Origin of the sequence: [Flexibacter] sp. ATCC 35103 (assembly GCF_001975985.1) — a bacterium.
Classification (GTDB): Bacteria; Bacteroidota; Bacteroidia; order Flavobacteriales; family Flavobacteriaceae; genus Flavobacterium.
The window spans coordinates 273,573-297,149 of record NZ_MTQF01000005.1 but is presented as its reverse complement, the minus strand read 5'-3'; the positions used below and the strand labels follow the sequence as shown (position 1 = coordinate 297,149).

The 23,577-nt window shown below is 34.1% G+C and carries 13 protein-coding genes; 1 reads left to right on the top strand and 12 read right to left on the bottom strand.

All coding sequences use genetic code 11. The annotated features are described in order from the left end of the window. From cyoE to BXU01_RS12335, 9 genes are all read right to left on the bottom strand, one after another. Window positions 1-903 (bottom strand): heme o synthase, encoded by a 903-nt coding sequence (gene cyoE, locus BXU01_RS12375; protein WP_083693492.1) that lies wholly within the window; start codon window positions 901-903, stop codon window positions 1-3. A gap of 159 nt (window positions 904-1,062) precedes the next feature. Further along, window positions 1,063-3,183 (bottom strand): energy transducer TonB, encoded by a 2,121-nt coding sequence (locus BXU01_RS12370; RefSeq protein ID WP_083693491.1) that lies wholly within the window; start codon window positions 3,181-3,183, stop codon window positions 1,063-1,065. An 18-nt stretch (window positions 3,184-3,201) separates the two neighbouring features. Beyond that, window positions 3,202-3,945, bottom strand: coding sequence for a deoxyribose-phosphate aldolase (gene deoC / locus BXU01_RS12365; protein ID WP_083693490.1), 744 nt, complete (start codon window positions 3,943-3,945; stop codon window positions 3,202-3,204). Between the two features lie 107 nt (window positions 3,946-4,052). After that, window positions 4,053-4,436: a VanZ family protein gene (locus tag BXU01_RS12360; protein WP_083693489.1), complete on the bottom strand. Its 384-nt coding sequence runs from the start codon at window positions 4,434-4,436 to the stop codon at window positions 4,053-4,055. After that, window positions 4,429-4,809: a glycine cleavage system protein GcvH gene (gcvH, locus tag BXU01_RS12355; RefSeq protein WP_083693488.1), complete on the bottom strand. Its 381-nt coding sequence runs from the start codon at window positions 4,807-4,809 to the stop codon at window positions 4,429-4,431. The genes BXU01_RS12360 and gcvH overlap by 8 nt, the downstream gene beginning before the upstream one ends. Before the next feature lie 87 nt (window positions 4,810-4,896). Continuing rightward, window positions 4,897-12,093 (bottom strand): cell surface protein SprA, encoded by a 7,197-nt coding sequence (gene sprA, locus BXU01_RS12350; protein ID WP_083693487.1) that lies wholly within the window; start codon window positions 12,091-12,093, stop codon window positions 4,897-4,899. 24 nt (window positions 12,094-12,117) lie between these two features. Beyond that, complete coding sequence (ruvA, locus tag BXU01_RS12345) at window positions 12,118-12,699, bottom strand: Holliday junction branch migration protein RuvA (protein WP_083693486.1); 582 nt, start codon at window positions 12,697-12,699, stop codon at window positions 12,118-12,120. A 77-nt stretch (window positions 12,700-12,776) separates the two neighbouring features. Then, the gene (locus BXU01_RS12340; RefSeq protein ID WP_083693485.1) at window positions 12,777-15,068 is read right to left on the bottom strand and encodes an NADP-dependent malic enzyme; all 2,292 of its coding nucleotides are present in this window, start codon (window positions 15,066-15,068) and stop codon (window positions 12,777-12,779) included. Between the two features lie 159 nt (window positions 15,069-15,227). Further along, window positions 15,228-15,653, bottom strand: coding sequence for a CBS domain-containing protein (locus tag BXU01_RS12335; RefSeq protein ID WP_083693484.1), 426 nt, complete (start codon window positions 15,651-15,653; stop codon window positions 15,228-15,230). A gap of 728 nt (window positions 15,654-16,381) precedes the next feature. Between BXU01_RS12335 and BXU01_RS12330 the strand changes: the two genes are divergently transcribed. Beyond that, complete coding sequence (locus BXU01_RS12330; RefSeq protein ID WP_083693483.1) at window positions 16,382-16,702, top strand: hypothetical protein; 321 nt, start codon at window positions 16,382-16,384, stop codon at window positions 16,700-16,702. Between the two features lie 149 nt (window positions 16,703-16,851). On the opposite strand, the gene BXU01_RS12325 is transcribed toward BXU01_RS12330, so the two are convergent. Genes BXU01_RS12325 through BXU01_RS12315 form a run of 3 tightly spaced genes read right to left on the bottom strand, consistent with a single transcriptional unit; the run spans window position 16,852 to window position 23,270 of the window. Beyond that, the gene (locus BXU01_RS12325; protein ID WP_083693482.1) at window positions 16,852-18,852 is read right to left on the bottom strand and encodes an OmpA family protein; all 2,001 of its coding nucleotides are present in this window, start codon (window positions 18,850-18,852) and stop codon (window positions 16,852-16,854) included. 12 nt (window positions 18,853-18,864) lie between these two features. After that, a complete protein-coding gene (locus tag BXU01_RS12320) occupies window positions 18,865-19,770 on the bottom strand; it encodes a type IX secretion system membrane protein PorP/SprF (RefSeq protein ID WP_083693481.1) in 906 nt (301 codons plus the stop codon). Between the two features lie 50 nt (window positions 19,771-19,820). Continuing rightward, entirely contained in the window at window positions 19,821-23,270 is a 3,450-nt protein-coding gene (locus BXU01_RS12315; protein ID WP_083693480.1) for a gliding motility-associated C-terminal domain-containing protein, read from the bottom strand. Between the last annotated feature and the right edge of the window lie 307 nt (window positions 23,271-23,577).

The following is a 23,577-nucleotide window of genomic DNA, read 5'->3' as shown; positions in this document are numbered from 1 at the left end:
CTATCTTAAAAATTTATCTACTATAAATACTATTTGCAGCAACGAAATATACGAAACGCTTACTAGCATTAATGTTCTTGCCGCTTTTGGTGTTCTTAACTGATACAAACGCACTGCATAAAACAACATCCACAATCCTAATAAGAACACTATTACAGCCGCAATTGGTGTAATAAACAATTGTCCTGTAAATCCTAAACAAGGAAGTAATGATGCTATTATAAGCCAAACTGTATATAAAATGATCTGCAAAGCAGTTTTTCTATCTTTTTTTCCTGTAGGCAACATAAAGATCCCTGCTTTTTCATAATCTTCATATAAAAACCAGCCAATGGACCAAAAATGTGGAAATTGCCAGAAAAACTGAATTAAAAAAAGTGTACCTGCTTCTATACCAAATTCTCCTGTTGCCGCAACCCAACCTAACATAAATGGAATTGCACCCGGAAAAGCACCAACAAAAACCGATAACGAAGTTACTGTTTTTAAAGGTGTATAAACGCTTGTATATAAAAATATTGAAATTGCAGCAAACATTGCTGACTTAGCATTGATTGTATACAACAATGCAATACCAATAATAGTCAATAAACTCGCTACAAATAATGCCGTTTTTGGCGACATACGCCCTGAAGGAACCGGACGATTTTTAGTACGATCCATTAATGAATCGATATCTTTTTCTATTACCTGATTAAAAGCGTTTGAAGCCCCAACCATACAATATCCTCCAATCATTAAAACCAACAAAACACTCCATTTAAATGGATTCTCTTCATTAACACCTAACAAATATCCTGCTATCGAGGAAAACAATACACTGATTGCTAAACCAGCCTTTGTAATCTCTTTGAAATCGTTAAATATTGATTTTATTGAAAATGTATTTTTAGTAGCGTTCAATACAGTATTATTTTGTATGTTTTTTTTGAGTGGTGCAAATGTACAAATTAGATTGTAGAATACTGACCTATAAAATTAGATTTTTTTCAATAAAACCTTTACAAAATAAGGACTTGCAAATCTTTAACACAATTATTTCGAAAAATCTTATTAAAAATACTAGTAATCAAAATACCAATTAAAGATATCTGAACGCAATCCGATAGTGAACCAGGTTGTATTTTGCTTAAAAGTAGTTGCTGTTTCTTGTGTTGGATCAAAATTTCTATAAAGAAAACTTCCAAAAAATTTCAAATTAGTCATTGGGTTTATCAAATAACCACCCTGAATATCTGCTATAAAAATATTGGTTTTATTTCCCTGTCCTACTTTTACATCTGTGTCATAAGGTCGATCCAGGTCATAACTTTTATAGATATTACCTCCGTAATTATAGCCATTCTCTGCAGTATCAAAATCAAGACCTCGTTTACCAACTGTAAATTTAGCATCAGCATAATAACGCCCTTTATGGTAACGTGCAATTGCCACAAGTTCTTCAAAATTACCACCCCATTGATGTCCAATGCTTTGATTGTTATGTCCGTAATTCGTAATAATAGCACTGTGCGAATAAACATAAGGACGCACATGATTGTACTCTAATTGCAGTAATAAATCTTTGACTTTAAAAGCATTAAAATATTTAGCCCCTAATTGATATCCAAATTTATTTGTCCAGCTATTTTCTCCCCCTGCCATGTCTCCTATCGAAAATTCATCAAGTAAAAACTGAGCATATAAATTGACATTGTTGTTCCATTTATATTTTCCTGACATTCCTAAAAGTGCATTTCCACTTTTTGATGATGATGAAAATTCTACAGAACGATAGAAAATAATAGGGTTTACAAAATTAATATCAAAACCTCGATTATTAGTATCTGTCCAGACTACAGATTCAAAAAAACCTAAATTCAGCTTATTAGAAACATTCCAGCTTAAGTAATGATTCGCCATGAATTTTGTTGCATAGGTTCTCTCTAAAGTAACATCAGGACGAACATCCTTAAGCCACATATAGGTATTGGTATATTTTATTTTCCAGAAATTGGTATTTATTTTAAAATAAGGATAAGGGCTTGCTCCGTCACTCTCAAACAAAGAACGATATCCGTCTCCAATAAAATTTCTTCCGTAACCTAGCTGCAAATCAAAAAACTTGCTTGGTACATAGGTAATATTAGCTTCAGCCAAAGGAAAATCGTAGGCATCCGTTTTAAATCTTTTTGCAATTCCCATTCCCGGAATAATTGCCGGATTTCCTCCTGAAGGTTTTAATGTTTCGGCATAATCATTAAAATAACCTGCAAATCGTCCCTGACTTTCAAAAACGGTAGTTGTAAAATTAAGGTTCTTACCTAAACCTCCTCTAAAATTTAAGGCACGCGTGTTTACATAGGTGTAAGATGCATCAAGATCTGAAGCTTTACCCATTTGCAAATCAAGAATAGGATTTAATGCCAACCAATAATCTTCTCCCTGAATCTGAACAAGGTTCTCATTCCAGAATTTTCTTCCCAGCCAGGTCGAAACATCTTTATGAAGGGACTGATTTACTTCTTTTAAATTGTAGTATTTTGAAACTTCTGCATAAGTATACGGTTTAGAAGCGGTATGATTATTACTTCCTACCTGATTCATTGCGCCATCAAATTGCGCATAATAACTATGAGAAAACGGAATATTCAAATGACTTTCGAATTCCGGATTATTGTATTTTTTATACACAATACTATCCAGTTCTGTCATTGGTTTTTGAGCAGGTTTCAAAATTTGGGCAGCAGCTAAAGCTTCTGCAGCAATTTGGCCGGAACTTTTTAATGGGATATCTATTGAAATCGTATATTTAGAATATGTAGGTTTTCCGTTATACGTAGATGGTTTTATTTTAGGGAATTTTCCAAAAACCCGTTTTGCTTCTTCTGACAATGCATCGTTTGCAGTATTTACATAAATTACTTTAAACTCTCCATTTTCATCTACTTCAAAAAGCACTTTTACTTCTCCTTTATAATTTGATTGTTTTAAATTATCAGGAACTTCAAAATTGTTAAAAACAAAATCCTGAACTTCTTTATAAAAGCAATCTTCCAGTTTTTTTGATTGCAAATTTTCGCAAGCAGGAAAAATAGGAAATTGTTCTGATGTAAAACCCGGTTTAACTGAAGTATTTGATTCTTGAGAAAAAACGTATAAGGCTGATAATGTCAAAATAAAAGATAGAAAAATCTTATTCACGTAGATGTAGGTTTTCAGTTAATATTGATTTGTGGTATTTTCTCCGTTTGCAATTGTTTTTGCAGCCGAAGTTCCGATACGTTTAACGCCTAAACGAATCATTTCTATTGCATCTTCGTAAGACCTGACTCCTCCGGCAGCTTTTACCGGCAAAGGTGATGCATTTTCGAGCATCATTATAATGGTTGGAATAGTTGCTCCGTTTGGCAAATCATTTTCAGTTTTATAAAAACCGGTTGAAGATTTCACAAACACAGAGCTATAATCATCTTCTTTAAAATGAGATATTACAACATTTTTTATCAAAGCCGAAAGCTGAATAATTTCTTTATCCGTTAAAGCTGCAACTTCAATAATCCATTTTACTGTTTTATTATTTGCTAAACCAATTTGGCTTCCTATTAAAATTTCTTGTTTGACTAATGCAATATCCCCATTTTTAAAAGCTTCATAATTACAAACAAAATCCAGATCATCTGCTCCGTCTTCGATTGCTTTATTTGCTTCTTTAATTTTAGTTTCTAGACTTTCTTTTCCTTCGGGAAAATCAATTACGGTACCAACAAGTAATGCAGAATGGGCTTTTAAAATCATTTCTTTGGCCAGTGCAACATGTTCCGGCCTAATCATAATAAGCTTAAAGCCTTCAAGAATTGCTTCTTCGATAGCAGTTTTTACTATACTATTATTCTCAGTTTCCGAAAGTCCGGCCTGAGCAGCAGTTTTTAAGTAAGTAGAATCTAAATATTGCTTAACATTCATGATTGTAGAGTTGCGACAAAAATACATTTTATATTCAGAAAAAAACACACTTTTTAAAGCTTGATTTTTTGGCAACAAAAAACCCACCGAAGTGGGTAATTATATTCTTATATTTTATCGATTTGTTTTTTAAAAGCCATTGCAGTAAAGATACCTATTAAAGCTCCTATTGCATTTGCTAAAACATCAGACACGTCAGACGCTCTTGTGGTTGTTAAAACACTTTGTAAAATTTCGATTGTGATTCCAAAAAAAACAGAAAATATAAACGAAATCAGGTATGCTTTATAATCATCAGGAGCTTTGCCTTTAAGTTCCTTTTTGAAAAACAAAATCCAGGAAATTGTGAATCCGAAATGAAAACAAAAATGAACAATCTTATCTATACTTGGGAAACTTACAGCAGGAATATTACTTGAATCTGTTAAACAAAAATAAGTAATGATCCCCGAGCATAATATTGCCCAGAGCAGTAATAATTGTTTAGGCACCGATAAGTTGTTTATAAGCTTCGTGAGACAATAATGAATCTATTTCTGATGCATTTGCAATTTTAATTTTAATCATCCATCCAGCTCCGTAAGGGTCAGAATTAACCGTTTCAGGTGCGCTTTCCAGACTATCATTAAAAGCAATAATCTCTCCTGTTAAAGGCAAGAACAAATCAGATACTGTTTTTACAGCTTCTACTGTTCCAAAAACCTCATCTTTATCAAGTGTCTGATCTAAAGTTTCTACTTCAACATACACGATATCTCCTAACTCTTTTTGTGCAAAATGAGTAATTCCTACAGTTGCAACATCTCCTTCGATGCTAACCCATTCGTGATCTTTTGTGTACTTTAAATTTGCTGGTATGCTCATAATACTATGTTTGAAAATTGATATTTTAATAATTAAGCCACAAATGTAATAATCTTCTAATGAAATCCTGTTTAGAAACCAAAAAAATTAATTTCCGAAATTATATCGAAGTGTGAATCCTGATCTGATGTTCGTTAAAGGAAATGACGTTGAAATTACAGCTTTCGAGAACGAATGATCGTAATAGAATATAGCCGTAAGATTTTTGCTGAACGAATAATCAGCAGTTAGTTTTAATGACCAGATATTTTGTCCTGCCGCTAACTGGTTGTTATCATAATCTAAATAACGCACCAATGTCTCATTATTTCTAAGAGAGAAATCAGCTTTGATATTGATATCACTTTTAATAATTCCGGTTGGACTATCTGCAAGTCTTGAGGAGAAAATAACATCTTTAAAACGATATCCTAAACCTACGATATACTCCATCCCTTTTACTTCTGTCAATAAATTGTTATCAAAACTCATTGATAATGCTCTGTCTTTTTTAACCTCAGTAAGTATTCTTAATGAACTTTTCAATTCAAAATCTACTCGTACAAGCGGACTAAACTGCTCGACTAAATTGACATTTGACATGATCGTTTTATTAAAGAAATTGGTATTTACGTCTTGTCCGTTTGGCGTTTCCTGATAATCAAAATTAGATCTAAACTGATTTATTGTATAAGATGCCCTGTAATTATGCTGTAATGAAAAACGCTTGAATTTATCTTTAAAATATTTATAACGCATCAAACCGTTGTATTTTACACTCCAGTTTGGAATTGGGAAACTTCTAAAAATATCTGTCGAACTGCCAGAAGCATTACTTCCTGAATAAGCTGCAAGAAACGCAGGCAACAGAACCGCCTGATTACTTTTTGTATACCCAATTGGATATCCCTGATTAGCAACATAAACTTTATAATTAGCGTCTGTTTCAGCCGGAATAGGGTTGTTTGCATCTCCATATCTAGGAATTGGGGCTCCGCCATAATGATCTTCAGCCAGACGATTAGCAATAACCAAACGGTTATTTCTAAAATCGTCAAACGCAGCAGATTCGGTTTCGCTACTAGTCGAAAACGCAGTCTTAATCAATACAGTCGAAATCGAGAACATTCCGTATGTGTAAGGTGACAAAGGCATATATTCTCCGTTTACTACACTATATTGTTCTGATGAATTTTCAGAATAAGCGCGATCCATTGTCAAGTCAACTTTTAAGTCCGGCAGTAAATCAATATTCGTCGTAATTTTTAAAAGCTTATTGGTTACTTGTGTAAAATTCTGGTTGAAATCCTGATAATCTGTCAACCAACCTCTTTTAGCTGCTTCATAACGCACATCATCCTGACTTCCAAAAATAAATCCTAAAGTAGGTCTTGATGACCCTAAGAAACCAACTCCAGGTGTATATCCAGGTAAAACTGTTCCGCTATTTTTAGTATAATTAACCTGAATATTTTTTACACTAGTCAAAATACCTATCATACTATCATAAAACGGACTACTGCTTGTAGCTGGTTTTGCCGTATTTACAATTTTCTCTCCCGGTTTTGGTGGCGCTGCTGCTTTAGGTTTTGCCGCTGTTTTTGACCCGGGTGTTAAACCTAAATACTTATACAATGTGTTCATGGTAAAAGTAGTAGTCAATGTATTTGAATTCGCATTCTGGATCGTATTTCCTAAGTCAAATTGATTTCCGTCCGGATCAATGTATTCAGAAAATGCAGTCGAGGAACGCTGCCAGTTATAATCAGCAGTATATGAATAAGAAGCTTTTACAAAACTTAAAACAGGAATTTTATTAATTGGAATATCATAATTCAACACTAATTGCTGCACATGTTGATTCGGCGTTCCTATATCCAGGTAATCATCCCAAATATTAAAATCTTCTTTTGGTGTATTATCATCATTCAAAAAGTTTCTTACGATATTATTTGAAGCCGCAGTGTAATTTAATTTTAATGATTTTGTCAAATTATAACCAAATCCGTATTGATAATTAAAGGCAAAATTTCGTCTGTATAAAGGATCAAGTCCAATTCCCTGAACTTCTACTTCTCTATATTGCTGACGGTTACTTTGTCTTAATATATTTGTATTGAAAGAGATATTAGATGGTAAATAATTAAAATTGAAATCACTTAACAATTTCCAATATTCACTTTTTTTCATGAATTTGGTTTTCTTGAAAGGCACTACTTCTTTTGGCTGAAAAGTATACGCATAATTTACAGCTGTATTTGATTGCTGATCTACATAATCTGCTACTTCATAATCATGACGTTCGACTTCGTTATAAGATTGTGATAACGTTAAATTTTCGACATCATAAATATGCGGTTTTTGCTCAGGCGCTCTATCTTTTCTAACTCCAATAAAGTTAATACTTCTTCGTTTTGTATAATCAATAGCACGAGTTCTGATATTTTCTTTTTCTGCCGGATCTGTAGTTTCTTTTATTAACTGATCTAATTTTATATCCTGATTAAAAGGATCATATTCCGGTGTTATTACCTCTTCTCCAATAGCATAATTAAAAGGCAGATTGATTCCCCATTTTTGAGGTAATAATTTACCCAAATTAAGATTGGTAACGATATTATATTGCTGTAGATCTTCACGATCTCTTTCGTTTGCACCTTGTTCCAGAGATCCAAAACCAATCGTACTCTTTTTACCTGTAGCAGATACAGTAGCGAAATCAGCCATATTAGTGTCAATATTTAATATTGCTGCCATCCCGCCTTTATTCTCTAAATCAGCTAAACGAAGTTCATTAAACCAAACTTCTCCTTTTATGTCTTTATGATCTGCCCTGCTCTTTAATCCTACCATTAAATTTCTAACCAAACCAAAGTTAGGATTTCCTTTTATCCCTAATCTCAGTTTACTGTCACCATCTCCTCCTGTGCTTAAGTCGTCATCCGGATAATAAATTCCGTTAACGTCACGCTTATTAGAGTTGATATCAATAGTCATGGCCTTAATTTTCATTCTGGTCAATAATTCAAGTGCCAGATCTATATTATTGTCTTCCATCCAGACCTGATCCGGGCTTATTGTACAAGACCCACCGGTTCTGGTTACTTTTAACGGAATTTCGACTTGATAAAAGTTTTGTGTAAAGTCATTTCCAAAACGAATAAAACCAATCATTTCATCATCCAGCAATGTGCTTTCGTTAGGTAAAGATTCAGCATGTAAAAACATTTTAAGTTTTTTGTACTGACGCATATCAACACTCACGTTTTTAAATACTGCTCTCGAATCCTGATATTGCAAACCTGCTCCGCCAACACGCAATGCCAATGCTTGTTCGTTTTGATTAATTATGGTATTGTTATTATACAATTGCTCTCTTTGCACTCCCGGAGGCACAACGTAATTTACAGGACATTTTGTACCATTTTCCTGAATATTAACTGCTGCTACATCAAACTCAGTACCGTCGTCATCAGGATTTGTATCATTAGCATCAAGCGTTCCTGTATATCTTCTCCATTCTCCTCTTACTAAATCTAATGCTCCAAAACGCATTGTCATCTGGTTGCTAAAACCAGTCATAAACATACGCATGAAACGGATAGATCTAAAATCTGTAATATTACCAACTGTATTTTGTGGCTGAGAAACCGGAATTTTAAACTGAATCCACCTTGCTGTTGTAGTCGATCCGTTTGGTAATTCGACACTACTTACTTCGCGGATATCAGTAATATAATTTTGTCCAACTTGCATTCCCGGTTTCACATCAATACTATATTCATAATAAGCATTGATGGTGTTCATGGTATTATCTCTATTGATATCTTCAACATCCGGTAAAGTTGTTGAACCACGATTAGGATCATCTACACTCACTGCAGAGTTGCCTTCGACTCCGTTATAATTTTTATAACGCTCAAGAACCCCTCCGTCTGTATTTAAATAATAGATATAATTATCTGCAGCTGGATCTGCTTCTCCTGCATAATTTGTATAAACTGAACCTTCTCTTGAATCTGGTAAACCATCTAAACCAACATCCTGGTTTTTACGATTGTCAGCATTTGTATCAAACGCATAAATCAAAGATTGTGACGCAGGAACATCTCCCCAAAGTGGTTGCGGATTTACCATTATCTGGCCAGGTCCTAATCCGTTTTCGTATTGTTTTCTTCCGTCTTTTAATACGTCTTCAGAAATCTCACCTAAGTTAAAATATATTTTTCCGGTATTACTTGTAGGCGCTTCAGCATTTCCTACATAAGGGTCCATTACCCAAAACTGAATATACTCTACATTTCCCTGCTCAAAGTTGGTTGAATTTAAAGCACGCATAATTCCTCCAAAATTAGAATTGGCAGGATTGGTACTAAAATTTGGGTTGTTATTATATGGTCCTCTGTCAGAAGGATAATAACTTAAATCAAGTGTATTAATTACCTGAATTTGTCCTTGTGCAATATCTGTATTTGGATATAATTCTTTACTATAAACTCGTCTTGTTGTGTTTAATGATAAATCATCGTTTGAAATACCAGATGGTTTTGAAGCATAAAAAACAGGATCGATTGTATACCATGCTAATTTTGCACGTTTAAATCCGTATTCTAATGTGTTTGAATTTGCATTAAACGTATTATCATTTATAGAATTCACAAAAGGTGTAGATGCCAAACTCCATGCATAAGCTGAGCGCATGTCTATTGTTGATTGTGAACCTTCAAAATCGTCAACATATATGGTTGCTTCACCTTCAAAATCACTTGCTTTTGGAGCATCAGGTCTTAAAAAAGCAACTTCTCCACGAATCGAAAGATTCGAAGGAACGTCTGTATCAATATTTGGTAATTTATTTACTAATCTGGTAAAGAAAGGAACTTCGGTTGAATAGTTTCCATTAAATCCAAAGATAGTATTGTTTACAGATTCCTGCCCATAACTCGATTTTTGAGTAAAAGGTTTCTCTGTCATTTTTAAAAAGGTTCCTCCAATAACAAAATTATCCGAAATTTTGTGCTCAATATTGAATCCCATAAATCTTCGGGTTTGTTGCCCAAAAATTGAATTGTTTTCTAAGGAAACTTCAATTGGTGTGTTTGATGCCTGAAGAGAAGGATCTAAAATCTGAACTCTCCCCAGTTGATAATCGACACTATAATCTATACCTTCGACTAATTTTCTTCCTGCTGCCATAACTACAACAGAACCTTGCGGAACGTTGAAGGCACCAATAGGAATACCGCTACTTCCTGACGATTTATATTTTCCTCTTAATAAGAATTTATTTTTATCACTGTCCTGTAAAGCGCCTGATTGTGTGTTTCGATACATGTTTCTAAACACATATTTTTGCTGATTGGCATTGTATGAATTTGGATCATCATAATTTTCACCAGAACCTGTATTTTGTAATTTTCTAAATAAAAGTTCTCCAAATGGCTCTTTAGTTGTAAAAATAATTCGTCCGTTTTGAACATCTACTGTTACTCCAGGAATATAATCAAAGAAACCGTCCCCTCCTGTTTGCGGATCATTATTATAATTCAATCGGTCTAAATTAAAGACATTTAATAATGGGGTTTGATCTACTTTGTTATCGGCTGTTGCATTCGCAGGAAAAGTAGTTCCCTGAACCGGTGAAATATAATTTATTGGTGAAGGATCTGTATAAAGTATATTTAATCTAAAATCATCTTGCTTAATTTGATATGCCTGAGGAATTTGATAAACGTTTTTCATCATCAGGTTCCAAACCGGATTTTGAACATTTGTCAAATTACTTTTCAGCATTTTCAACACTAAACTTTGTGTAATAATTGCCTGATTTGCATTGTTGTTTCCTGTAACTACAGTTGCATCAACTCCATCACTACCAAATTCTCCTACCTGATAGACTTTTCCTCCTACAGTATATTCGAAAGCTACGGCCAGAATCTCATCATTTGCCAAACGCTGCTGTAAAGAGATGTATCCTAATTGTGCATTAAAAGTATATTCGGTTGAAGTTAATTTTCTCGCATTTTCAAGTACAGAATAGTCTGTTCCTTCGCTTGTATTTGCATTATTGAAGCCAGACTTTGCCGTTACAATTTCTCTAATATTAGAATTTAGGTATGCTCCTGCCTGCCCAATTGTTGCAGGATCGTATTTATTGTTATTATTGTCTGTTGGTGTATCTATAGGATTGTTGAAAAAACCTGCTGAAGAACTTATAACAACAATCTGATTATCTGGAACACCTGTAACCTGACCTTCACCTAAATCCTGAAGGGCAATAATATTACGTAAGTTATTATTGTTTGTACTTACTCTGTTTTGCTTATTAGTTACCCAAACCTCTAATCTTGTTACCTGAACGCGGCTATCAATAAATGGATAATTTTTTAAGGAAGCATCGTATTTGTTTCTAAAGTACTGAGATAAGAAAAAGTGTCTGTCATTATCATAGTCTAATGCATATAAATCAAAGTTTTGCACTGTTCCGCCACCTTCTGCAACTATACTCTTTGTTTGTGACTTTTGTTCTGAGAAAACTCCTGTTACAGTTGTCTTACCAAATTGTAACTGTGTCTTAACCCCAAATAAACTTTGAGCACCACGAATAAGGGTACTATTTAATGGCATACTAACATTACCAACCTCAACTTTCTGGACGATATCATCTTCAGAAGGTGTGTAAGCCAGTTTAAATAAATTTTGAAAGGCAAATGTAGATTGGGTGTCATAATTAGCATTAACCTCTAATCTGGTTCCTACTTTACCCATTAAACTCATACTAATACGCTGATCAAAGTCAAAAGTAAGACTTGACCTGTTTCTTGGTGAAAACGAAGGGTTATCTTGTTTTGTGTATCGAACACCCAAGTCCATTTCTACTGACCCTGTGGGTTTTACATCGATTGTATTACTTCCAAAAATACTTTCAAAAAGACTTGAATTAATATAATATCGCGGTAATAAATCCTTTTTGGCAGCTTCACTGCCTACTTTTTTACCATCGATTGCATCAGATTTTTTTCTGAAATAATCTCTTCTCGATTCTTTCAAAACTAAATCTTCGTACTCTTTTGGCGTTAATATAATAGGGTAATTGATAGAAAATCCATCAACTGAATTTGTATAGATATATCGATCTGTAATAGGATCATATCTATAAGCAGATAGTACACTTGGCGGATCTTGCAACTCTACTTTCCCAACAGAGAATTGAGTTTTCGTTGTATCTTTAACCGTTGGATTAACTTGCGCACGCAAAACATTACCGCAAAACAAGAACAGTAAAAAAATACAAATTTTACGCATACAATTCGTTTATAAAAATTGAGTTTATAGGCTTTTTAACGCTTTCTTAATGATTGTTTCGACTGTAGCTTCCGGATCTTCTTTTACGATTTTCTCTACTACTTTTTCTGAAGTTTTTCTAATGAAACCTAAAACTTCCAAAGCAGATAACGCTTCATCTCGGTTTGTATTGTTTTGCACGACAGAAACTTCGTCTAAATCATACAACTTTAACACTTTTTCTTTCAAATCAAGGATAACTCGCTGTGCAGTTTTGTTTCCAATTCCTTTAATAGATTGAATAACGCCTACATCTCCGGATGCGATTGCGTTGATAATTTGCCTTGGTTCTATTGAGGATAACATTGTTCTGGCAATGTTTGCTCCAATACCGGAAACAGACAATAACATTCTGAATATTTCACGCTCTGATTTTTCGACAAAACCAAATAAAGTATGCGCATCTTCTTTGATTTGAAGATGCGTATACAGTTTTATATGTTCAGCATTGGGGATTAACGAAAAGGTGTGTAAAGATATATTTACCTGATAACCAACACCTCCACAGTCAATAATGACGTCTGTAGGATTTTTCTCTACTAATTTACCCTGCAAATGTGCTATCATAGTTAATGTATTAAGGGTCAAATATAACAAAAATGCAATAAAAATACGACAATATTATTCGATCCTTATTATTTGTACTATTTAGCTAATTTATTTTTTTTATTTTCTTTTTCCTGAGCATCAATGACTGCAATTGCTGCCATATTAACCATTTCTTCTACACTTGCACCTAATTGAAAAATGTGAACCGGTTTACCCATTCCCATCATAATTGGACCAATAGAATTTACTTTATACAACTCTTTCAATAATTTATAAGTAATATTAGCTGACTCTAAGTTAGGAAAAATCAATGTGTTTACTTTTTTACCTGCTAATTTAGAGAAAGGAAATTTCTCTGCAAGCATTTCCTGATTCAAAGCAAAATCTGCCTGAATTTCTCCATCAACAATTAATTCCGGATGATTTTTATGTAAGTATGCTACTGCTTCTCTTACTTTTGACGCTCCAGGACTTGTAGATGATCCAAAGTTAGAGAATGAAACCATTGCAATTACTGGCTCAACACCAAACATTTTTGCAGTTTTTGCAGTCATGATTGCAATATTAACTAAATCTTCAGATGATGGGTTAATATTAATTGCTGTGTCTGACAAGAACATTGGCCCTCTTGAAGTCATCATCATGTTTGCTGTTGCAATCAACGAAGCTCCTTGCGCTTTATCAATTAATTGTAACATAGGTTTTACAACCGTTGGGTAACTTCTTGTATGACCGGTAACTAATGCATCTGCTTCGCCTTCGTTTACCATCATAGCAGCAAAATAGTTTCTCTCGCGCATAAACTTTTGAGCATCAAGTAACGAAACTCCTCTGCGTTCTCTTGTTTCCCAATATGAAGTTGCAAATCGATTACGTCTCGCTTCTTCATCATTTGTTTTAGGATCTATGATTTCAAGTTCAGCATCAAAACCTAATTCAGCTTTTAATTCTAAAATTACCTCTTTGTTTCCTAATAAAATTGGAAGCCCAATTCCGTCCTCATGAACAATTTGTGCCGCTTTTAATACGTTTAATTGATCTGCTTCTGCAAAAACAATTCGTTTAGGATCCATTTTAGCACGATTTGTAATCAAACGCACCATTTTATTATCGTTCCCCATACGTTCGCGAAGTGCATCTTCGTATGCAGCCCAATCTGTAATAGGATTTTTTGCTACTCCTGACTCCATTGCTGCTCTTGCAACAGCAGGCGTCACAACAGTAATCAAACGTGGATCAAATGGTTTAGGGATAATATATTCCTGACCAAAACCTAGTTTCATTGCACCGTAAGCTACGTTAACTTGCTCCGGAACCGGCTCTTTTGCTAAAATAGCCAACGCTTTTACAGCAGCCATTTTCATTGCCTCGTTAATTTTTGTAGCTCGTACGTCTAATGCCCCTCTAAAAATATAAGGAAAACCAAGAACGTTATTTACCTGATTAGGAAAATCTGAACGTCCTGTAGCCATAATAACATCTTTACGAGTTTCTGTAGCTAAATTATAATCGATTTCCGGATTTGGATTCGCCATTGCAAATACAATCGGATTTTCTTTCATTGTCAATAACATTTCTGCAGACAAAATACCTCCTGAAGATAAACCAATAAAAACATCAGCTCCATTTACAGCTTCGGCTAAATCAATTTTAGCACCGTCTACAGCATATTTTAATTGTAATTCTGATAGTGCAGGATTATCTTTTGTTAAAAGTCCTTTACTATTAAACATTAAGATATTCTCTACTTTTACACCTAATAAAACATATAAATCAGTACAAGCTATCGCCGCAGAACCTGCACCGGAAACTACTACTTTTACATCTTCTGCTTTTTTTCCTGCTAATTCTAAAGCGTTAATTAATGCTGCCGAAGAAATAATTGCTGTACCATGCTGATCATCATGCATTACAGGAATATCCAATTCTTCTACCAGTCTTCTTTCTATTTCGAAAGATTCCGGCGCTTTAATATCCTCAAGATTAATTCCTCCAAAAGTTGGAGCAATATTTTTTACGGTCTGAATAAATTCTTCAATATCCTTTGTTCCAATTTCAATATCAAAAACATCGATATCAGAGAATATTTTAAACAATAAACCTTTACCTTCCATTACTGGTTTAGAAGCTTCCGGGCCAATATCCCCAAGTCCTAAAACAGCTGTACCGTTTGAGATAACGGCAACTAAATTTCCTTTTGCTGTATATTTGTAAACGTCATCAACGTTTGCTGCAATTTCTAAACATGGCTCTGCAACACCCGGCGAATAAGCCAAAGACAAGTCTCTTTGGGTTGCGTATTTTTTTGTTGGAACTACCTGAATTTTTCCTGGAGTTGGTTCTGAATGGTACAGTAACGCTTCTCTTCTTTTACTCTCTTTGTTCATTTATTTTAGCTTTTATTCTAGCTTACAAAGATATAAGTCTTGGTTTAAATTGGCGTATTTTTACAGCTTTCTTTTCCTAAAATAACAATTTTGGAAAACCAAAAAAAATAGTCCGCTATTATTTGGACTATTTTTTAAAGCTTATTTTTTAAATTTCTTTTACTGAGAAATATAAGAGTTTAGGTGATTTATTGTGTCTTTCTGAATTTCTATAATTGCTTTTACAACATCGCTTATAGAAATTATTCCTACCACGATTCCGTCCTCCAGAACTGGTAAATGTCTGATTCTTTTGGTACTCATAAGTTCCATGCAATCTTCGATATTATTTGAAAGTTTTACCGAAAAAACATTGCTTTCCATAATTTCATGAACAAAAGTCTCTTTTGAAGATTTGTCTTTTAAAACAATTTTTCGAGCATAATCCCTTTCAGACAATATTCCTTTTAAATCGGTGTTATCGATAACCAGAATTGCACCTATGTTTTTCTCTCCCATCACTTTTAAGGCTTCATAAACCGTTGTTGTTGACAAAACAGAATAAACATTTTTTCCTTTTGTGTTTAGTATTTGATTTACAGTCATATCTGAAAAATTTTAGATTCATAAAGTTAAAAAAAAATGAACACACACAACAACGAAATCGATTTTTTAAAACTTAACTAATTCATTTTAAACATAATAAGTTAAATTTCGTTTTAAAAGAATTTTACACTAAAATAATGAACGAATTTTAAGACTTTTTTGCGGAAAATGCAGGGTTTTTGATTTTCACGAATGAAATTCCAGCATTTTTGTTATCACAAACCAAATTAAAATTCCAATATGTTTTTATAAACTGGACTAAAGTCCAGCTCTACAAAATTAATCGAGCCGATGGCTCTTTATGATTTTTATAAATAAAACATACATCAGCTCTTTATAAAGTTCCAGAGGAACAAATTATATTGTAGAGCTGGACTTTAGTCCAGTTGAAAATATACAAAATGAAGGAAATATTATATTCCACCCCGATGGGGCTCAATTACGCAAATTATTTATTTTCTATAAATATATCATCCCGCTGGGATTTTCGCATTTTGTGAATTGTTATGTTTACTACAATTCAAAATCTATTTATCGTTACTTACGAAAAAAAATAACATATTATAGTATGTGAGAATTAATAAATATAAAACGGAAATTGCATGAATTAACCCATTAAATTTAAAGCCGACATTTATGTCGTAACTTTTTTCATTCCTGTTTAATAGATTTGTTCGCGGAAAAACAAATAGAATAGAATTTAAAATAAATAATAAAACATACTAGAAATGGAATCAAATGAAACTGAAAAATTAGAGAATCTTAGAAAATTAATTTCTCTGTATTTTAACCGTTCAAAGTCAAATAATAATAAATCAGATGTTTATACGACTCAAGTTAATATCAGTTATTATGAGATTGGTTGCGTAATTACCAATATGATAAAAATGTGTATTTTGACACTCGATAATGAAGGAGACAAAAGGTCAAGCACCAACAAAAATCCCATAAATGTTTCTCTTGTTTTAGAAATGGTTCTTGAAATGTTTCCTATAAATGAATTTGAATTGTTATCAGAAATTAACCAGATGTTTGTCACTGAAAATTAATCAAAATACACATTATTGACGTAAACTGGACTAAAGTCCAGCCCTACAATATAAATCGAGCTTAAAGCTCTATATAAAGTTCCGGAGGAACAAAATATGTTGTAGGGCCGGACTTTAGTCCGGTTGAAATATGTGATTACAGGATAACATTACAAATTAGTAATAATAAATTCGCTTCGTCTGTTTTGTTGATGTTGTTGTTCTGTACATTTTACACCATCGGCACATTTGTTTACCAATTGTGTTTCTCCAAATCCTTTTGCAGATAATCGACTTGCGTCGACTCCTTTACTAATTAACCAATTTTTGGTCGATTGTGCTCTTTTTTCTGAAAGAATCATATTGTTTGCAGCGGATTGTCTACTATCTGTGTGCGAACGAATATCGAGTTTTAAGGATGGATATTGTTTTAATACATCTACAATTTTCTGCAACTGAGGTTCTGATGATTTTCTGATGGTAGCTTTTCCTAAATCAAAAAAGTTCATAGGGATATTAAGCGTTTTTGCCAAATCTGTTCCAACAGCAATAGGTTTCATTTTTACAGATTTAACCGTCACTGTTTTTATCATTATGGTTTTAGCCACTAACGGAATCGCTTTCTTTTCTAACGAAATTGGCAAAATTGTTTTTCCCGTCCCTTTTTTTATTGCTACCGAAATTTCCTTTATATCATAATCGTTTCTGGATGTTTTTACGGTGTATTTTTTACCGCATTTTACATTCGGAAAAATATAATTTCCGTTTTGGTCTGAAACAACTTGTATGGCATTTTGTTTCGTTTCATCAAACAAAATCAAGGTTACGTTTGCAAGAACTTCATTTGTTTCTACATCTGTAATTGTACCTGATAATTCTTGTTCGCAAATAAGTCTTCGAGTTTCTGTGAAGCGATAAACATCGTCGAATCCGTGTCCGTTTTCTCTGTTAGAAGAAAAGAAACCGTTTCTATTTTTACTATTAATTATAAAAGCAAAATCATCTTGTTTACTGTTTATTGGTTCTCCAAGATTCTGAATTTCATCATAAGAACCGTCTTTATTTATTTTTGAAACAAAAACATCAAGTCCGCCTAAACCAGGTCTTCCGTCGCTGGCAAAATAAAGTTCATTATCACCGGATATAAAAGGAAAAGTTTCTCTGCCTTCAGTATTAATTGAAGTTCCTAAATTTTCAGGTTTTTCAAAACTTCCGTCATCGTTTATCTTTACTTTAAACAAATCAGATTGTCCTAATGTTCCCGGCATATCAGATGCAAAATACAATGTTTTATCATCCAGACTTAATGCCGGATGTGCCACGCTGTATTGATTACTATTAAAGGGAAGTTCTTCGATATTTGACCATTCACCATTAACTAAGGTTGCTTTATATAGTTTTAATAAAGTAATTTTCTTTTCGCTTCTGCCTCTTTTTCCGTCTAAAAAATTGTTTCGGGTAAAGTACATTGTTTTTCCATCTTTGGTAAAAACAGGTGTTGATTCATTGAATTTTATATTTACTTTTTTATGAAAGCGCTGCGGAATCCCAACACTTCCATCCGACATTAATTGTGCACTATATAAATTTGTAAAAGATGTATTTGTCCATTTAAAATTTTTCTTAACTACTGCGCCTGTATCTCTTGCTGAAGCAAAAATTAATTTATTGTCTAAAATAGCGCTTCCATAGTCAGAATAATTAGAATTAACTCCGGCATCGGCAATTTCATATCTTCCGGAATTAGACTTTATTTCTTCTAAATAATTTTTGTTGCTTTCGAATAAAATTCCTCTTTTATCTGCAGTTAATTTTCGATTGAACTTTTCTAAAATTGTATCTGCCTTGGCATAATTTCCTGCTGATTTCAGGCATTGTGCATATCTGTACAAATACTCCGGTTCTTGCTGCTCGTTCATGGCAAACAATTCATCGTACCATTTTAAGGCATTAAGGAATTCGCCATTAAAATAATAGGAATTACCAAGACGCTGAAACATTTTTTCGTCTTTATAGCCTTTATTTGCAATGCTTTCATAGGCTTTTATGGCATCTACATAAGCAAATTTTTCATACTTATTATTTGCATCATCCAAACTTTGCGTTTGTGCAATTGTATTGAAACAAAACAGTAAAAATAAAACGATATATTTTAAATTTTTTATTGTCATGGATTGAATTTGTTAGAAGAATCTTGGTGATGTAATTCTGTTGTAATTATTAAAAAACTCAAAACGAAGGAAAATTTCATGTGATCCGGAATTATACCTTCTTAAATTGGTCGTTTCATGATCATAACCATATCCTATATATAAACCATCTGACACCTGAAAACCAGCCATAGCACTTACTGAAGCGCTCCATCTGTAAGCAAGACCCAATACAAATTTATCATTAAACATAAAGTTTCCGGAAACATCAACCTGAAGCGGAGCTCCTTGTACCATTTTTGTTAACAATGCGGGTTTGAATTTGATATAATAATCAAGATCAAAAACATAACCTGCCATAAAATAATAATTGATTTTATCCTTAAAAATAGCTGTATCATTGTCATTATATCTATTGGTTTCGATAAAATTAGGAACTGATAATCCTAAATATGCTTTATCTGAATGCCAATAAACACCTGCTCCAATATTGGGTGTAATTTTATTATTTAAATCCTGAAACTGCGGATCTCCCTGATCTTCAAAACTTAATTTGTTTACATCTAAATTAAAAAGATTTGCTGTAGCTTTTATTCCAAAAGAAAGTTTGTAGGTTTCTGATGTTGGAACTGTATAGGATAAATCTGCAGACAAAGTGTTTTCGTTAGTTGGACCAATTTTATCGTTAACCAGGGAAACTCCTAATCCTAAATTGCTATTGCTTAAAGGAGTATTTACAGAGAAAGTACTCGTTTCTGGTGCACCATCAAGTCCAACCCATTGTGTACGATATAAACCAAAAACACTTAATACACCTCGAGAACCTGCATATGCGGGATTGATCGTAATAGTATTATACATGTATTGGGTAAACTGAGAATCTTGCTGCGCTGAACACACAACCGAAAAAAACATGAAAATTAAAATTATCTTTTTCATTTAAAAAGCTTTAATGAGCGGTCTGACTTAAGCAAACCGCTTGTATTTTTTTATTTGTTTATATATAAATAACCTGACATTTCATGCGAATTTGAACCGCTGTCTTTATATTTCAATATGTAGAAATAGGTTCCTACCGGTAATCCGTCTGCTTGTTTTACAGTTGTACGTCCTTCAGAAAAACCTTTGAAAGCACGATCTTCATTGTTATATTTATCAATATCATATACTAAAACACCCCAACGGTTGTATATTTCTACCGTATTATCCGGATAACATTCTAATCCTTGTATGTAGAATCTGGTGTTTTTCTCATCTCCGTTTGGAGAGAATGCATTAAAAACTTTTATAACACACCCGTTTAAAGGCATTACCGTTGGTTTGTCGCCGGTGTTATTTTCGTCATCAGACATGTCTTCGACTATTACTCCTTTATCACTGACAGCTTTTACTTTTGCCTGATTACTTACACTGCCTTTGTTTATATCACTTTGTGTAATTTTATAAGTACCAACAAAATTATTCTCATCTGATTCGTTTACTGCTAAATCAATTGCTTGTCCGGAAACTATAACGCCAGGCAAAGGATCTGAAACCATAACTCCTCTTAACGGAACGTTTCCGGTATTGGTTACTTTAAATTTATAGGTAATGGTTTCGCCTGCATTTGCATATCCGCTGGCATTTTCATCATTAAAGACTGCTGTTTTAATAATTGCAATTGCAGGAACTTCTACAAAAACATCAAGCGTTGCCGTTGCGCAATTAGTTGGATTTGATTTTTCGCAAACCTGATATATTAATGAATAATTTCCTCCGGGAGTATTTGGTTTTACATTTACGGTTCCGTCAGCATTAAATTCGAAATAACTGTTTTTTGGTGTATTTGCGATTATGACATCTAAAGGATTAATTGGTAAGCCTTTTAATAAATCATTATCCAAAATATTTATAAATTCAAGCGAACCATTTATTCCGTCCACATTTACTACTCCGTCATTAGTAAGAACAATTTGTGCTAATGGAGTCGCTGGCGGATTAGCACCCACAGTATTTACTACCGAAATTTTTATAACTGCCTGACTACAATTAGATGGATTTAAAACTTCACAAATTTGGTACGTTAACTCATAGTTTCCTATTGGAGTTCCCGATTTTACCTCGATTGTTCCATCTGCTTTTAAAATTAAATTAGGATTTGAAACAACAGTAGTTAAAACTACACTTGCAGGATTAAGCGCTGCTCCGTTTAAAGTATCGTTATTAAATATATTTGTTGTTGAAGTTTGCCCTTTATTACTATCTACAGTTCCTGCATTGTCATTGTTTGCTTGCAAAACTGCTCCAGTTACTGGTACATAACTTTTTACAGTCGAACAATTTGTTTGATTTACATATTCACAAATGCTATATTCAACTTCGTAAATTCCTATTGGAGTTCCTGCGTTTACTGTTATCGTTCCGTCTGAATTTAAAATTAACCCTGTTGGTATATTAACTGGTTTTAAAATTACTCCTCCAGGATTATTGGTGATAATTGCCGGATTTCCGTTTAAAGTATCATTATTAATTAATGAAAGTGTCGTTCCTCCGATACTTCCATTTATTGGAAGCGTATTTTCGGTCACTGCATTAATTATTCCGTTAACAATAACTGTAACTGTTCCTGTTGTACAATTAGGTGTTGTTGCACCTGCCTCACACAACTCGTATATTATTGTATAAGTTCCTGATGGTGTATTCGGAGCTAACGTTAATTCTCCGTTTGCATTAATACTAAGTGGTCCGTTTGTAATAGGCGTTACACTCGTATTGGCTGCCGTAACCGGTAATCCGTTTAACGTATCGTTTGAAGTTACGTTTCCAACTGTCGTTATTGTTGTTGCTGATGAAGTCTGAGTTGGATATGTATTATCAGCATTGGCAATAAGTGTATTCTCAACCACAACCGTTGCAGTATTCGATGCACAATTGATTGGGTTTGCGCCTTCTTCACAGATCGTATAGGTAATTGTGTATGTTCCCGATTTTGTATTCGGGTCCAAAGTTAATTCCCCATTGGCATCAATACTCAAAGGTCCGTTTGTAATTGGTGTTACACTCGTATTTGCTGCCGTAACCGGTAATCCGTTTAACGTGTCGTTTGTTGTAACATTCCCTATTGTGGTTGTTGTTGCTGATGAAGTCTGTGTTGGATATGTATTATCAGCATTGGCAATAAGTGTATTCTCAACCACAACCGTTGCAGTATTCGATGCACAATTGATTGGGTTTGCGCCTTCTTCACAGATCGTATAGGTAATTGTGTATGTTCCCGATTTTGTATTCGGGTCCAAAGTTAACTCGCCATTGGCATCAATGCTTAATGGTCCATTTGTAATTGGCGTTACATTCGTATTGGCTGTCGTAACCGGTAATCCGTTTAAGGTGTCGTTTGAAGTTACGTTCCCAACTGTCGTTGTTGTAGTTGCTGAAGTCTGAGTTGGATATGTATTGTCTACATTGGCAACAAGGGTATTTTCAACTACAACCGTTGCTGTATTTGATGCGCAGTTTACTGGGTTTGCACCTTCTTCGCAGATCGTGTAGGTAATCGTGTAAGTCCCTGATTTTGTATTCGGGTCCAAAGTCAATTCTCCATTGGCATCAATGCTAAGTGGTCCGTTTGTAATTGGCGTTACACTCGTATTGGCTGCCGTAACAGGTAATCCGTTTAACGTGTCATTTGAGGTTACGTTTCCTATTGTGGTTGTTGTTGCTGATGAAGTTTGTGTTGGATATGTATTGTCAACATTGGCAACAATCGTGTTTCCAACTACAACCGTTGCTGTATTTGATGCGCAATTGATTGGGTTTGCTCCTTCTTCACAAATAGTGTAGGTAATCGTATACGTTCCTGATTTTGTATTCGGGTCCAAAGTTAATTCCCCATTGGCATCAATGCTTAATGGTCCATTTGTAATTGGCGTTACACTCGTATTGGCTGCCGTAACCGGTAATCCGTTTAACGTGTCGTTTGAGGTTACGTTTCCTATTGTGGTTGTTGTTGCTGATGAAGTTTGTGTTGGATACGTATTGTCAACATTGGCAATAATTGTATTTTCAACTACAACCGTTGCTGTATTTGATGCGCAGTTTGCTGGGGTTGCGCCTTCTTCACAAATAGTGTAGGTAATCGTATACGTTCCTGATTTTGTATTCGGGTCCAAAGTCAACTCGCCATTGGCATCAATGCTAAGTGGTCCGTTTGTAATTGGCGTTACATTGGTATTAGCTGCAGTAACCGGTAATCCGTTTAACGTATCGTTTGAAGTTACGTTTCCAACTGTCGTTGTTGTAGTTGCTGAAGTCTGAGTTGGATATGTATTGTCTACATTGGCTACAATCGTGTTTCCAACCACAACCGTTGCTGTATTCGATGCACAGTTGATTGGGTTTGCTCCTTCTTCGCAGATCGTGTAGGTAATCGTGTAAGTTCCTGATTTGGTATTTGGGTCCAAAGTCAATTCTCCATTGGCATCAATGCTAAGTGGTCCGTTTGTAATTNNCGTTTAACGTATCGTTTGAAGTTACGTTTCCAACTGTCGTTATTGTTGTTGATGAAGTTTGTGTTGGATATGTATTGTCAACATTGGCAACAATCGTGTTTCCAACTACAACCGTTGCTGTATTTGATGCGCAATTGATTGGGTTTGCTCCTTCTTCACAAATAGTGTAGGTAATCGTGTATGTTCCCGATTTGGTATTTGGGTCCAAAGTTAATTCTCCGTTGGCATCAATACTTAATGGTCCGTTTGTAATTGGCGT